Origin of the sequence: Pseudoalteromonas sp. MTN2-4, assembly GCF_042848605.1 — a bacterium.
In the GTDB taxonomy this organism is placed as follows: domain Bacteria; phylum Pseudomonadota; class Gammaproteobacteria; order Enterobacterales; family Alteromonadaceae; genus Pseudoalteromonas.
This window is the reverse complement of sequence record NZ_BTGK01000005.1, coordinates 214,981-229,893: the sequence shown is the minus strand read 5'-3', so window position 1 is coordinate 229,893 and position 14,913 is coordinate 214,981. Positions and strand designations below refer to the sequence as shown.

Annotated in this window: 13 protein-coding genes; 3 read left to right on the top strand and 10 right to left on the bottom strand. The window is 39.8% G+C overall.

What is annotated here, in order from left to right:
- Positions 1 to 2: 2 nt before the first annotated feature.
- Genes ACGHEH_RS14020 through ACGHEH_RS13995 form a run of 6 tightly spaced genes read right to left on the bottom strand, consistent with a single transcriptional unit; the run spans position 3 to position 6,095 of the window.
- On the bottom strand, positions 3 to 896 hold the full coding sequence (locus tag ACGHEH_RS14020) for a Brp/Blh family beta-carotene 15,15'-dioxygenase (RefSeq protein ID WP_390446371.1): 894 nt from the start codon (positions 894 to 896) through the stop codon (positions 3 to 5).
- Positions 893 to 2,038, bottom strand: a complete 1,146-nt coding sequence (locus ACGHEH_RS14015; RefSeq protein ID WP_390446369.1) for a lycopene cyclase family protein — start codon at positions 2,036 to 2,038, stop codon at positions 893 to 895. The genes ACGHEH_RS14020 and ACGHEH_RS14015 overlap by 4 nt, the downstream gene beginning before the upstream one ends.
- Entirely contained in the window at positions 2,035 to 2,940 is a 906-nt protein-coding gene (locus ACGHEH_RS14010) for a phytoene/squalene synthase family protein (protein WP_390446367.1), read from the bottom strand. The genes ACGHEH_RS14015 and ACGHEH_RS14010 overlap by 4 nt, the downstream gene beginning before the upstream one ends.
- A gap of 19 nt (positions 2,941 to 2,959) precedes the next feature.
- A complete protein-coding gene (gene crtI / locus ACGHEH_RS14005; RefSeq protein WP_349284949.1) occupies positions 2,960 to 4,450 on the bottom strand; it encodes a phytoene desaturase family protein in 1,491 nt (496 codons plus the stop codon).
- Entirely contained in the window at positions 4,443 to 5,345 is a 903-nt protein-coding gene (locus ACGHEH_RS14000) for a polyprenyl synthetase family protein (protein ID WP_390446365.1), read from the bottom strand. The genes crtI and ACGHEH_RS14000 overlap by 8 nt, the downstream gene beginning before the upstream one ends.
- Before the next feature lie 48 nt (positions 5,346 to 5,393).
- Complete coding sequence (locus ACGHEH_RS13995) at positions 5,394 to 6,095, bottom strand: bacteriorhodopsin-like (protein WP_390446363.1); 702 nt, start codon at positions 6,093 to 6,095, stop codon at positions 5,394 to 5,396.
- Positions 6,096 to 6,599: 504 nt separating this feature from the next.
- On the opposite strand from ACGHEH_RS13995, the gene ACGHEH_RS13990 reads away from it, so the two are divergent.
- Complete coding sequence (locus ACGHEH_RS13990; protein WP_390446361.1) at positions 6,600 to 7,643, top strand: hypothetical protein; 1,044 nt, start codon at positions 6,600 to 6,602, stop codon at positions 7,641 to 7,643.
- A 369-nt stretch (positions 7,644 to 8,012) separates the two neighbouring features.
- Here the strand turns inward: ACGHEH_RS13990 and ACGHEH_RS13985 are convergent, their stop codons facing one another.
- Positions 8,013 to 8,765, bottom strand: coding sequence for an ABC transporter permease (locus ACGHEH_RS13985; RefSeq protein WP_390446359.1), 753 nt, complete (start codon positions 8,763 to 8,765; stop codon positions 8,013 to 8,015).
- On the bottom strand, positions 8,758 to 9,738 hold the full coding sequence (locus ACGHEH_RS13980; protein WP_390446357.1) for an ABC transporter ATP-binding protein: 981 nt from the start codon (positions 9,736 to 9,738) through the stop codon (positions 8,758 to 8,760). Before ACGHEH_RS13980 ends, ACGHEH_RS13985 begins: the two co-directional genes overlap by 8 nt.
- Before the next feature lie 104 nt (positions 9,739 to 9,842).
- Here ACGHEH_RS13980 and ACGHEH_RS13975 point away from each other — a divergent pair, with 104 nt between their 5' ends.
- Complete coding sequence (locus tag ACGHEH_RS13975) at positions 9,843 to 11,252, top strand: histidine kinase (protein ID WP_390446355.1); 1,410 nt, start codon at positions 9,843 to 9,845, stop codon at positions 11,250 to 11,252.
- Positions 11,253 to 11,256: 4 nt separating this feature from the next.
- Positions 11,257 to 11,895 (top strand): LuxR C-terminal-related transcriptional regulator, encoded by a 639-nt coding sequence (locus tag ACGHEH_RS13970; protein ID WP_390446353.1) that lies wholly within the window; start codon positions 11,257 to 11,259, stop codon positions 11,893 to 11,895.
- A gap of 16 nt (positions 11,896 to 11,911) precedes the next feature.
- Here ACGHEH_RS13970 and ACGHEH_RS13965 read toward each other — a convergent pair whose 3' ends face one another.
- Both ACGHEH_RS13965 and ACGHEH_RS13960 read right to left on the bottom strand, forming a co-directional pair.
- Positions 11,912 to 13,933, bottom strand: coding sequence for a hypothetical protein (locus ACGHEH_RS13965; protein ID WP_390446351.1), 2,022 nt, complete (start codon positions 13,931 to 13,933; stop codon positions 11,912 to 11,914).
- A gap of 164 nt (positions 13,934 to 14,097) precedes the next feature.
- On the bottom strand, positions 14,098 to 14,868 hold the full coding sequence (locus ACGHEH_RS13960; RefSeq protein ID WP_390446349.1) for a LytR/AlgR family response regulator transcription factor: 771 nt from the start codon (positions 14,866 to 14,868) through the stop codon (positions 14,098 to 14,100).
- Positions 14,869 to 14,913: the final 45 nt, after the last annotated feature.

Here is a 14,913-nt window from a genome sequence, read left to right as displayed (position 1 = left end):
AGTTACTTTTTTTCCGACCAAATAGTTAACAGCATATGGGGCACCGTCAGCGCGAATAACAAAATAAACGTAGTGCTAAACAGGTTTTCGTCGAACGCTCGAATATTGTTAAACATAATAAAAAAAGCGAATGCCAACAGTGCGGTGCCAACCATAGGTATGCTCACCCAACAGATAAACGAGAATCTACTTAATTGATAGTCGGTCATAATCCTCTTTGTATGTAATATCGAATGAAATGCACAAAAGTAAGCTAGAAAAAATGCCAGAGGCGGTAACAAGAAGGCAGACAATGCGATACCCAATGTCGTTTTAATATGTGTTTTGAAATAAAGATGAAATGCACGGATAAAAACTAAGCTAATTAGGCTTATGCTGTTCAAAGCTTTCAACAGTAAGATAAATCTTTCAGCAGTAACTTGGTCGTTGCCAAGTAGCATAAACAGAGACGTTAGATTGTCAGAGTAAAGCCATACGCTTGCACTAAGTAAAATGGAGGCAAGGCATATTCTGGCTAAAAAGTGATTTAGTTCAACCCAGTCTTCTTGAAAATGGCCAATCGCCAAGACATAGAAAGTTAAGAGGCCAAGAAAAGGAGAGGATTGCCAAAAAAATAAACAAACTAAGACAATGAGTAGATAGACACCATACAAAATGACTCTTTTGAGGAGGCTACTTTGGAAAGGCAGCTGTTTTAAACAGTATTTTTCAATAACAATCACATCAAGTGCACCATGAGGTATCCCAACAAAGAAAATGGCGACGGCAACGAGTGTGAACAAAAAAAGCTGAGAAAGATCAGCGATGGCAAGCATACACACTAAACCAACAGCAACCGCAAAAAATGGAAATATCTGGTCGGGTGATTGGTACGTTTTAGGTGTGATCCTATTCATAATGCGCGTAAAAAAGCCCTTTTCGGCATCGCAAGAATGATATTGGTTAAATCTTTGAATGAAGCAGATTCCGTCATAAATTGCGTGAAGCAGCCTGGACTCGTTCTCTGTATCAATGATTTAAAAAGATTGGGGGCAATAAGCATGTTATTTTTTAAAGCACGAAGAAACAGTCTATCCATTAACCTGTATCTGATTGATATAGGCATTTTTTGTGTAAAAGGTTGCCCTGTGTTTATCTGATATGCGGCTTCTTTCGCCCAGCGTTGAGTGGGTAAAAACGTGTAACCCGAGCTGGTTCTGACATGACCTCCAGCAATACCGCTGCGAGTATAAAATTGCCCGAATTTAAGGTGATTTTGAGGTTTCATTGTGTGCATTGGTATTACGCCTTGCTCCCAAGTGAGCGCGCGTAGTTTTTTCAAATCAAAGCGCTCTGCAATTTTGTCATTAACTTCTTGCTTAATAATATTAAATGGCAGTACAGATTGGCTAAAGTAAGTCACTTCATAAAGTGCACGATGGTCGTCGATAGGTAGAATATAGACAAAGCGCAAAGCGCCGTTGTTTGTGACTGTCATTTGCTCCATTAATCCAACACAGCTCGAATCAAACAACGCCGTTGAGCTTTCAAGCCAAACACCTACAAAGCATTGAAATAACTTACCTTTAGCATTTACATGTTTGTCTAGTCGGCTGTCTACAATATAGTTTGAAGTGATTGAAGTCGCAGTGTGTTCTGTATTAAGTAGCAAACTTTTATCACGTTTTTGAACATCGGTGACAGGTTTCGAAAAATGTAACTCAATGTGCTTGCTTTTATGACATTGCTCCATAAAAAACTGGTAGAAATCAGCCCCTTTTATACAGTGATAGTGTTGCTTTGGATTCATAGAGTTGTGTTGAAAGGTGTCTATTTCGTCACTGACCTGCCATTTAGACCAAGATTTAGAAATTAACGGTTTAAGGTAATTGGGCAAGTGTTCTTTGCCCCAAAAACACCATGTTCGTGCTTTATCAAATGAATCTTCAGCTTCGAACATTCCAATTTTACGCTGGCTTTTTATATCATTAAGAGCCAGCACAAGAGACGCGTTTGCCATACCAATACCGATGCAACTTAAATCATAAGCGGCTTTCATAATGCGTCACTGTTTGTTGGTTTGAGTTGAGACAGCGACCGATGTAATTCTTTGTGATGTTTTAGTGTATTTATTGGTGCTACTGAGGGTAGTTGCCATAATGCCTTTGCTGCAACCAATATTTTTTTGTAAGTAGGCACTACACATCGAGGCAACCAATACTGATAATGCTGTTGTTCGATTAACACACCGATATGTCTATACACTGACAGCGCGACAGCAATCGCCCTTCTACTCTTAGGTGGCAGAAATTGTAGCCCTATTCGGGCACTGGCATAATATTGCTCTGCAAGTTGTAACAGTCTTTTTATGCTGTTTGCCGTGGTTTGCCTTATCTGTTCATCCTCAGATAAGATTTCTTCAGGCGAGTGAGGGCACCATGAAAAAGGTAAGTATCGTCTGCCCATTTCAGCGTCTTCTTTGACATCTCTGGCAATGTTTGTCAGTTGCATGGCCACACCCAAATCAATGGCAAAGTCGTAACCTCGTTTATCGGCACCGAGAATAGGACACATCATTAGCCCAACAACGCCAGCGACCTGATAAGCATATTGAATTAACCCGTCTTGGTCATGAATTCGTGCGGGAGACAAATCACTTTGTACACCATTTACCAGAGTCATTGGTAGAGCTGTTGAAATTTCATGTCGTTTAAAAAAACGGATGAATTCATCGAGTGTTTGACCGTAAGAGTTAATTTTTCCTGAAAGGCTATCATTAATGTGGTTGAGTTGCTTCGCTGCTAATTCAGCATGCTCACTTTCATCGGCAATGTCATCGACCCATCTACAAAACTGATACAGCTTTGCAGCTTCTTGCAATTGTCCATGCTCTAATAGCCGACCTGCAAATCTGAAAGATTTACCATATCGACTAAGTGTACTCAGTGCAGGTTCTGTCATACAAGCAAGCCTATTAATGTTAAGAGCTAGTCGAGCGGGTGATTAAACTGGGTATTAAATGCTCCAACACTTTTGCAGAGGATAATACGCCAGGCACACCCGCGCCAGGGTGCGTTCCTGCCCCTGTTAAATACAAGTTATCTAACCCCTCTGCACGATTGTGGAATCTAAACCAAGCTGATTGAGACAAGCTTGGTGCAATTGAAAAACCAGAGCCGTCAACACTTAAATAATCAGAAGCAAATTCTTCAGGTGTCATATCAAATTGCACAACAAGGTGACTTTTAAGATTAGGTAAAATAGTTTGTTCAAGTGCGTTTAATATTTTTGTGGCATAGGTATCTCGCAACTCATCCCAATTTTGACCGCCTTGTAAATTTGGCACCGGAGAAAGCACATAAAAACTATCGCATCCGTCAGGTGCCATAGAGGGATCCGTTGCTGTTGGCCTATGTAAGTAAAGCGAAAAATCATCAGCCAAGATTTGCTTGTCAAAAATGTCAGATAACAAGCCTTGGTAGCGTTTTCCTAACCAGATTGTATGGTGAGCGATATCGTCATAGGTTCTATTCGTGCCAAAGTAAAGTACATATAGGCCCATAGAAGGCTTTGCGAATTTGGTTTTAATCTTAGCTGAAAAGCTGATTTCATCCTTGGCGACCATATTTTGATACAGATATTTTGGATCTGTGTTAGACACCACTAAATCACAGTCATATGTTTGGTTATCTGTCGTAACAACTGAATGCGCTAGACGATTAGAGGTATTAATTTTTTCTATGGTGGTGTCAAGTTGTATGTGGATGCCTTGCTCACGCATTAACCTTTCTAGAGCACGCACAACAGCACCCATTCCACCTTTAGCAAAATGGATACCCCATTTTAATTCTAGGAAGTGTATTAAGTTATAAATACATGTTGTATCAAAGGGGTTGCCGCCTACGAGCAAAGGCTGTATTGAAAAGGCTTGCCTGAGCTTATCATGTTCAAGGTGATTACAGACAAATTGCCAAACACTCAAATAACTTTTTAGTTTCATCAAACTGGGTACTTGCTTGAACATGGTCGTTATTGAGTGAAAGGGTTTGTCTGATAACTGAGAGAATCCGACATCAAAGATGGCTTCAGATGACTTAATTAGTTTTAAGTAACCAGCTTTGTCTTGTGGAGCTATTCTTTCAATTTCTAAAAGTGTTTTTTCAAGTGAGTCCCCATAGTCAAACGTATCACCATCAGGGTAGTAAAAGCGGTACCAAGGGTCTACTGGCACAATATCGACATAATTGGATATGTCTTTGTCAAAAAGGTCAAAAAGCTCTGAGAATAGATGAGGTGCAGTAATAACTGTTGGACCAGCATCAAAGAGAAAGCCTTGCTTTTCGAATGTTTGCGCTCTGCCGCCGAGCTGTTTAGCGCGATCAATTAAGGTTACGTCGTAACCCTTTGCTTTAAGTCGAAGTGCAGCGGCAATACCACCAAAGCCCGCACCGATTACAATGGCTTTAGTCATAGGCATGTTCGTCTTTTAATAATTGTATTTTTAGTTTCAGTTTTTGTATGTAAGGAGATATTAACCCTGTTAGCTCAGGTGGAAGTTGAGATTCATTTTTTTCGCTAATTTCTATAAGCTTTTCGGCATCTTGAAAAGCAACACAATACAAATCAGATGGTAGATAACAAGTACATTCTTTGGCTAAAAGTGACAAGTAGTTACACCTACCACAAGCATCATCCTGTTGCCAATCTTCAATGTCATCAATAATTTGGTACGCCGAAGCAAACGGGTTAAAGATGTTGTTGAGCACTTTGATGTCCATTTCAACATCCGCAAAACATAGCGGCATGGCTACACAAACTTGCAATAAAGGCACCGATTTAAGAGCCACAGTGTTGCAATACTGAGCTGTCGTCAGGTTTTGCCATGTTTGCGAATTTATATCGGCGGACTGACCCGTAATGGTTGTTTCGGTGACCATTCTCAATAAATGTAAGCATTCACCAATCTTAAGCTTACAGTTTAGGTGAGATAATATGCCGAATGAACGCGCTATCAACATATCACCAGCGCATATGGCTATCTGAGAATTGTATTTGTGCCAAACAGCTTCTTTTTTACGTCTATATTCATCGCCATCCATTAAGTCATCATGCAACAATGACGCGTTGTGAAGACATTCAATAGCAGCTGCCATAATAACAGCGTCATTCTCTTGAATGCCCAAACGATGGCAAGCCTCCAACGTCAACTTAGCTCTGACTTTATTCCCGCCACTTGAAAGGTGATAATTTACAGCTGTATCTACGTTATCATCGCAATCGACGTTAGATAAACTTTCAACAAGATAAGAGTCAACCAAATTGAGTAAATTTGAGGTAAGCGAGTTTGAGTGACTTGTATAAGACATAATAACCCTCAAAATTTAAAATGCGCCACGAGGGCGCATTATCAACGGTTAAGATGTTTGCTCATCAGAGCTGGATGTCGCTGCAGCCCAAATAACAACCCCAAATGCTATCTTATTAACAAAATCTGCAAGGTTGTAGACAATATTCAGCGTATTTTCACTGCCACCACCAGTATAACCGAGTACATAACCAAGTGGGTATATTGCCCAACCGACAGTAACTATAATACGTAATGCGTTAAATGCCTTCTTACTGGCTTCTGTCCCGTTTTCGGCACTTATTTTACTGGCTTCCCCTAAGAATACTTCATAAATAATGAATAGCCATGCAAGCATGCTAATTACAAAAGCACCCCAAACATTGATGCTTCTGATTTCGCCAAAATAACCAAATACTAGCATTACCACAGATGCAGCCATGAGTTTCCAAAACAGTGCTGAGCGTACTACGGCAATAGCAGTTAATATCAAGTAGAACTCTATAATTTGAAGGGGCACGGTCAGTAACCAATCTACATATCTGAATGTGGTTGGACTGGTACCAGAAACTATCCAAACTTCACGCATATAGAAATAGTGAATCGCAGCTATACCTGTTACCAAAGCCGCAACAGAAAGGGATGTTTTCCATTTTCCGACTGCGCGGTCTCTTTCCATGAAAAAGAAAAAGGTTGCAGCAGTCATTGCTGCAGAGATTATCCAAAAGGACATGCCGACAAAATCGGCTGGGTCGAGCATCACTTCTTTCATAACTTTTCACACCATATTGAGTAATAAATTATGACCAGACCACTTACAACATGTCGTCTAGGCCGGTTTAGAAATACTGCATTTTTGTAAGCATACGAGATTAATATTTAACTGGTTCACCTTATAAGAAAGGTAGTTAATACCATCAAAATATTCCACTCAGATTAACTATGTTCTAAATATGGTAAATAATTTGTGTAGACGCAAACTCGCAAAAGGTGTAATCGGAAATTCAATAAAAATTTATTGTTGTGCTATTTTCAATTATGTAACTGCTAATAATATTTATCTTCGCAGGCTTTTATATACAATTATCTTAATCATGCACAGTCTATTAGACTTTGGTTTTTCTCTTCTCAGAATAAAAAGTAATCAGTCAAAATTTCGTAATAACTTAAAAATAGGATTTAAATAACGCTTAAAAATTAAGATTAAAAGTGTACTTGGGTGATCTTTATTTTTGTTTCAACGTTTACCGTTAAAAGCCATTTAGAGCAAACGTGAATGAATCAAACATCTTTAGACAAAAACATGATTGAAGAGTCAGCACTGTTAGAAGGAGAAGCGCCAATGCCAGGTGCACCATCCGTGCTTATTAGTGACTCAAAAGCATGCATTCCTCAGCATTTTATGACTTTTCAGCATGACAGACAAAGCGTTGAAGAGGTGGTGTCTAATATTAATTTTGATGAAGATTATCTTGTGTTTGTTGATGAAGACAAAGCGGGTGTGTTTATTCAACTAGGTATTGTGGGGAAAGACAATTACCGACAAGATAATGATAAAAAGATCGTCTATGGACGAAGGTGGCGCGTCGAGGCAACCTTGCCAACATCAGAAATTATTCAAACAGTTTTTTTGGCCATTAAGTCTGCCAGAGAGCATGAGATACGAGAATTGTTCAAACTTTCGATTTTAGGTGGTGTGGCTACCCCCTTTAATAATCATCATGATCTACCAATGATGGCTAATTATAGTGATCAATTTTTATGTCAGAGCCATGCTAACAACAAGCTTCAGAGCGACTTTTCGATCACTGATTTATTGGCTTCAATTACCTATGACAATGCAAAATTTACACTCATTGATATCGAGCAGAGACACAATGGTACATACTTAATAGACATTCAAATCTTACCTTTTTTTCAGGGTAGACTCTCCGAATTAATAAATAAAACTCTCACACTACTCGTACATGAATTGACCGCCAATGCAGTTTTACATGAGCTGATGACTCAATTGGTGCAGCTAAGTAACCGATATGTCGAAGAAAATTTTAAGTTCAAACAATTTGCAAGATTTAGCAGAAGTGTGAGTATTGATGCTATTGCAAATACATCTATTTTGACACGTTCAAATGTGGCTAAAGAAGCGTCCGAATCTTTCAAAACCATTTTTAAAAACAGTAATTACGAGACTGACATAACCAGAGTACCTTCAATTCACGATAGTGTATTAGGCTGCGCTTTGCGAAATCGATTAAAAAGTTTTGGCTCACTTCAAGGTATATTGCCAAAAAACTTTTTACCAAATAAGTCTGTCGACTAATCGTTCGTGTCAGTCATAATGTGTGAAGTTGTAACAATATTATAAAGACTTATAGCGCTAAAGTTTTTTCAAATGTTTCTGTGGATTGCGCTTATTGACTTTTGCTCTAGCAAGCTTGTCGCATCCATTCTCTATTCTTTCTGGTAAATATGGTGACCATCTACTAACCGCGAACGCGTTTTCACGTTTTGTACTTATATGCGTATCCTTTTTATCTGTCATTACAATGCTAGTTTGAAAAGGCACCTTATTTTTTTGCCGTACAGTGCCATAAGATTTGGCTAAGTTAAAAATTTGCAGGTATGGAGGTGTACATTACCTCATAATTCAATACTAAAATGATTCATATGAGTGAAGGTTTAAGGATAACTAGGCAACCTGTTTATGCCGCCACCAGAACAAAGTGCAGACGGTAACAAGAAGTACAGCACTCAATCCAAGACTTAAGGTTATCGCAAGATTTGTAGCCGTTTGATCCGCCACTTGAATGCTGATCATAGGGTAGGTCCAAGGGCTGTAAAACCAATGACTTTCAGATCTTGAAAGGTTCATAGCAAAAACAACCATAATAAAAGCTGCACAAATCGGAGCTGCAAAGTTATTGATTAATTTTGAAATAATCAAACCAATCAAAATAATAGGTAGGCTAGTAATTGACGCGTTAATGAAAAACTGTAAAAAGCTTATATTGGCGCTTTCAAACTGTGGAAAACCGAGTTGCATAAGCAACCACGCACTGATAAAAATAAAGCACACCATCAGCAGGTTAGCCAAAACGATCAGCAAAGAGGTAATGGTAAATTTAGCAATGAATAGCTTAATAGGTGAGATAGCAAAGCTACTCATCAATAACCAGCCATTATCTTTGTGTTCTATTTGATGAATAATAGTGGTGACTAAAGCAATTAACATAGGCAGCATCAATCCAAGCCACAATGTCGAATTAGCTGATATATATCCAAACCACCCAAACTCAGCAAAAACATCGAGTCCACGCTCAAAAGTCACTAAAAATTGCAAACTTATCACGGCCAAAGGGCAGGCAAAAAGTAAAGGTATCAGCCATTGTCTTTTTAGTTTAGTGCACTCACACAGCAAAACAGTCAGCGTTTGTTTAAGCATATTCAGCCTCCTTATTGATTGATAGATGTATGTTATTAAATAGCTTTGACAAGCTTTGCGTGTGGTAATGGAATTGGTAAAAGTCGATATTTTGTGCCAGTAGAGATTTATACACCTGTGGACAAAGCGACTTGTCTATTTGATGAATGGTGATCTTGCCGGCTTCTGGTGTTGATACTTTAAAGACTCTACTTAAAAGTGTTTGAGCTTTATCGGTATGCTCAGCTGATATCGACACTTCTAATGTGCCTAGAGGGTCGTCTATTAAGTCCGGTAAGCTTCCTTCGATCACTAGGTTACCTTGTGCGAGAATGCCAACATGTGTTGCCACTTTTTCCACTTCTTCAAGAATATGGCTAGAGAACAATACGGTTGTATTAAAGCGCTCAGGTAGTGTGCGGATCAAGGTTCTAATTTCTTCAATACCGCTTGGGTCGAGGCCATTGGTTGGTTCATCTAATATCAGCAGCTCGGGTTGACCTAAAATGGCATTGGCAAGTGCTGCTCTTTGTTTCATACCTAAAGAGCAGCGTTTTAAGCGCGTATGTTGTTTGGCTTGTAAATTTACAATAGTCAGTGCTTCATCAATGCACTGTTTTGGTAAGCCTTTCATCTTTGTGCAATAACTCAAGAACTCTTTAATCGTTAGGTTTTGATAAAAAGCAGGCGCATCAATGAGGCAACCTAAGCGCGACTTTAAGCGCATGCTTACAGGCTCTCCTAATATGCGAATATCACCTTGTTCAGGTTTAAGCGCGCCTAATAGCATACTGAGTAAGGTGGATTTTCCGGCACCATTGTTTCCTAACAAGGCATATATACTCCCTGTTGGGACGGTCATATTGAGCGCTTTTAATACTTGTGTGTTAGAAAATGCTTTGTGTGCATTCACTATTTTTACTGCGGCCTGTTCCATCGTTTGCTCCAACATCATCTTTGGCTTTATTAGATCAATATCATCAGGCATATACATCAGCGGTGCGCCTGAAATTAAATCGGTCTCTAGACCGATCCCTTTTTATAAATAAATCTGTACACTTGCTGGGCGAATTTATCTATTCACAAGGATAGTATCGAGTGATTGATTACTTAAAACAGTGCCTTACGGCTTACTCAATCAGAGCAAAAGTAATAATAGGCCTATTATTGGTCAGCTTTTTTGCTTGTTTTAGTTTAGTGACCGTGCAGTTACTGATTTTTAATGTACCTAAAATATCTGAAATCTATGCTTTGTATGAGCAAGAGATTGCCCCGAAAATTATTCTAGAAATGAAACAAACAGGTGGGTTGAGTGAGCTACATTTTGACGACTCAGCTTATTTAAGTGCCCTTAATATTCGTAAAGTTTTGGTGGTAGATTTAGAGGCTAAAGTCATTGCGCAAACTGAGCATGCCCCACTTTTTGTTGGTGATATTGGCGCGCAACTGCCCCTGCAAGTGAGAGACGACCTTACGGATGCCCTGTTAGCACATTACAACAGTGGCGTTGAGATGATGGCTGATGATGTTGCCATTTTCACCCGTGCCTTAACCGACCATCAAGGTAAGCAGCTAGGTGCTGTAGTAATGTGGATCGATAACTGGTCTGCAGTCGGCTCTCTCCCTTCTTCGTTGTTGTCACAATGGGTTAGCTTTTTACCTTTCGCACTTATAGTTGCAGGATTTATTTTATGCTGTGGCGCCATTGTTATGTGGCTCGTAGGCAGCCGTATTCAAAAGCGCTTAAAGCACTTTAATCATGTGACATTACTATGGGGGCAAGGGCGATTGACTGAGCGTCTAACAATAGATGGGGCTGACGAGCTAGAGCAGAGTTTTGAAAAGTTAAATCGACTTGTTGAACAGCTTGATATACACATTAAGCAAGAGCAAGAAACAAGATTACAAAAGCAACGTATAGAATTTGCCGGAGAGCTGCACGATACCGTTAAGCAACTGTTGTTCGCAAACAACTTAAACCTATCTAGTTGTCAAACATTGGCACATTCAGAAGCACAATTGAGTCTACTTTTAAAACAAGCCCAGAGTAATAATCAGCAAGCATTTGAACAAGTTAATCGGATTTTACAGGTACAAACTGAGCACGAGTCATCGGCGCAAGCATACGTTGAGATGTCAGAGTTAACTACTTATTTGGCGTGTTGGAAGCAACAAACTGGCCGTGACTTGGAGGTAAAAAAACCTCAAAGCGGACAAATATCAAGTTACTTGTTTGCGAGTATTAAAGAGGGGCTACAAAATATCTCTAAGCATAGTGACGCAGACACTATTCGCTTATGTCTTGAGCTCAATGACGGTGAAAGCCGCTTTAGTTTATTCGATAATGGCACTGCGCAGTTTAACCCCAGCTTTGGTCAAGGCTTAGAGATCATAAAACAAAAGCTACATTCTCTGGGTGGACGTTTATCTTTAGAGCAGCGTGAAGATGATAGCAAACATAAGGTAACCTGCCTTACTGGATATCTACCTTCAGCAAGCAAGGAGTAATTATATGAAAGATAAAGAAAAGAAAATCAAAATCGTTACCATTGACGACCATGCAATAGTACGTAGCGGTATCGTCCAGTTTTTACAAATGCAGCCTGATATGTCGGTTGTGGCAGAAGCTGGCACTATACCTGATGGTATGACAGTGATTGCTAACAGTGAACCAGATGTTGTGCTACTCGATCTAATTTTGGATGGAGAAGTTGAGGGTGTACAAGCTGCGAAGCAAATTAAACAACAATATCCACATATTCAGGTGGTGATCCTAACCTCATTTCACCAAGATACATTAATATTTCCTGCATTAGATGCTGGGGTTATCGCTTATCTACTTAAAGACATACAACCAGATGCGTTAGTTGATGCGATACGCAAAGCTTCACAGGGCGTTAGCACTTTATCTCCTATGGTTGCTACAAGAATTCTTTATGCTGAACGAAATAAAGAAATGCAATTAAGCGAGCGCGAGTCAGAGGTATTACGCGCTATTGCGCAAGGTCTGTCTAATGCCGAAATATCTGAACAATTGTTTATCTCAGTCAAAACAGTGCGCACACATGTCAGTAATATCTTGTCAAAGCTAAACGTCAGAGACCGAACTCAGGCTGCGGTACATGCTTGGCAAAATGGACTTATCTTATAATATGCTCAGCGGCGCATTAAAACTCGCCACTGAGAGAAATTGTTAGGCTCGCTTCACTGTGTTCTAACGCATAGTAGCGATAATCTAACTTGCCAGTTCTATCTGGGTGATAAATGTGGCGGTCATACAGGTATTCTCCACCAAAAGCATCTTCAAGTTCTATGTTGAACTGCATGTCATTATCTAAGCTAAATTCGGCGTAAAAACCGTAAATAGCGCGATCTTTTTGTCGATAAACTTCTTCTGGATAGAAGCTTGTTTCAGTGTCGGGTAAAGACGCCAGTATACCCCAAGCATACCACTCTCCGTCTTTTCTAAATTCTATCTCGGCGCTGTGCGGTTCTAGCCAAGATATAACTCGATCACCAGTTAGCGGATCATCGTAGTTAGCATCGCGATACTCATAAAATACCTTGATCAGGCTGTCATCCAGTAACCAATTAGTCTGCACATTGATATCGAGATCTAAGCCATAATAATAGGCGTGTCCTGCATTACCGACCCCCCAGTCACCATTATCAAAGCGAATGAACTCATGAATATCACGCTGTTTTTGCCAAAAAGCGCGCGTATTTAGCGTCCAGTGATCGTCTGCTTCATAATTTAACTCGTAACTAAACTCGATACTTTGTTGAGGCTTTAACTCAGTGTTGCCCGATTGCTCACGGCCAAAATCATTATCTTGGCTATCTAGAAAGTCAGTAAAATCAAGCTGGTCGACTCTGCGCTGCAAAGTGAATGTTGATTGCAGGCCGTTTTGCGCTTGGTGGCTTAGCTTAATTAGAGGTTTAAGGTAGCGACTTTGTGTTTCATATTGGGTATTTGATTGGCTGCTAAGCTTGGCGTATTCACCCGTTAATTTGCTATATAGCTGCCATTGCGGGTTAAGCTCTATTTTGCTGGCAATAAAAGGCTCTGCACGGGTTTCACTGACACTGGTTGTTGTGACTTTACTCTCTGAGCTATGCGCTTCTAAAGTATCTGCCTCTAAACGGTTGTGACTTACCTCTATACCTAGCTCTGGTTGCCACCACAAAGTAGGCTGCTGAGTTGAAAGCTTTAATACTTGCTCAGTATTTGATTGGGTTTGCTGAAATTGAGTAAGTGTGAGTTCACTGTCGTTTTGCTCTGTGGTGAGGGCAACTTGGTCACTATCACGAAGGCGAAGTAACCCTGTCACTTGCCAGAGCCATGAAGATTCGCTCTCATTTGCTTGCTGTTGCCAATCAAAGCCAAGTTCATACTCATCGAGTTGCGATTTATCTTTTATAACTTCATTACCCGGCGCATCGTTATTACCTTGCCAGTCACGCGCATAATCTTCTTGATAATGTTCTTTTAGAAACAGCGCATTTATTTGCAATACGCTGTCAGTCATCACTTTGCTTGATGTAATACCTGTGTTGATATTTTCAATGCTTTCTTGATACTGCTCTTGACCACTTAAATAGCTGATATTTTGATGATTAAACTCAGTGTAATCGGTTGTTGAGTAAGCAAGGTTTTTGTCTGTAGAAAGCTGTAATTGATGATCCCAATCCAGCCATTGTGTACTGACTTGCAATGAGGCGGCATTTACTTGATTAAAGTCTTTATGTGATTTAGCACCTACCTGCCAATTTGCCCTGTTTTGAGAATTATCTCTAATAATATTAATCATTTGCGTATATTGGCTGGCAGAAGAAAATGGGTGACCGGCTAAATAGACTTCCATTTCAGCAATCTGACTTATAGGTAAATCTGACAATATCGCTTCTAGACTTTGCGATTTATTGAGAACGGGCAAGCCGTTAATCAATACATTACCGCTGGCGTTACTTAGGCCTCGTTGATTATTCGAGTCAATAAACTGAAAGCCTGCAATTTGCTCAATAATATCGAATGCGGATTGCCCCTGCATGGCAAGAAGGTCGTCACTGGTATATAGCGCGACATTATCTTCAATGACAATCCGCGTATCGTCTTGAGCGAACACTGTAGAGTTAAAGCCTAATACACTGATTAAAACAGCAGAATTAAGCCAATTTTTGCTATGCATAGTGCGTCCTTGGTTGGTGATATAAATCGCTGCTATTAAAATTTATTTAGGCTGAGTTCTCAATTATAAAGTGTTATTTGGTAAGGGCTAGGGACGAGTGGACGGGTTTCTTTCCAGTTATCCCATTGAGTTGGGATAACTGGACTTACTAGTTAAAATACAGATCAAGCGGCTTGTTGTAGGAAGGTCTTAACCGCTTTTTTATGGGCTTTACTCAAGGCAACGGCATTGTCGTTCGACATTACCACATAGCCACTTCCTGAGGGCTTAATCGTCACCTTTTTGATCAATTTAATATTCACTAAATGTGAGCGGTGGGTTCTGATAAAGGTGTTATCAGGCAAGTTGGCTTCAACTTCTTTCAATGTGGCACGTTTTAACCAAGTTTTTTGTACCGTGCAGATCTCTACATAGTTACTAGCAGAGTTAAACTGAATGATCTCTGCATAAGGAATATCAATACATTGACCGTTATGTTCAACAGTAATACAGGCTTGTTGTTCTGCTTGAAATACATCAAGTTGAACAGACTTTGGCTTTATTAAGCGCTGCCAAAGATAAATGTTTACGAAAATCACCAAAGGGTGCAAGGGGGCAAAATATAAAAAAGTATAAGGAATTGGGTCGTTAAGGGCATAAAGGTCAAAAATGGCTTGTGCGCCCATGGCAATAATAAACGTACCTATACAAGCAATTAGAGAGAAGGTTGTGATATGTCTTTTCTGCTGTTCAATAAGGCTGAGAGCTCTAAACAGCAAAGGTGTAATAATAAACCATAAGCCCCATTCTTGAATTGCCCAATACCAGACATTATTGAGCTGATCTTCTGGTGCGACTGATAAATCATAAAATGCATCTATTGTGGTAAGAAAGAGTATGACAACGCTCCAGCCAATACTGGATATTTGCCATTCTTTACGTATTTGCTTGTCCATCGTTGCCCCTAAATCAGAAACCACGCTTAGTTTACTAGGTGAGCA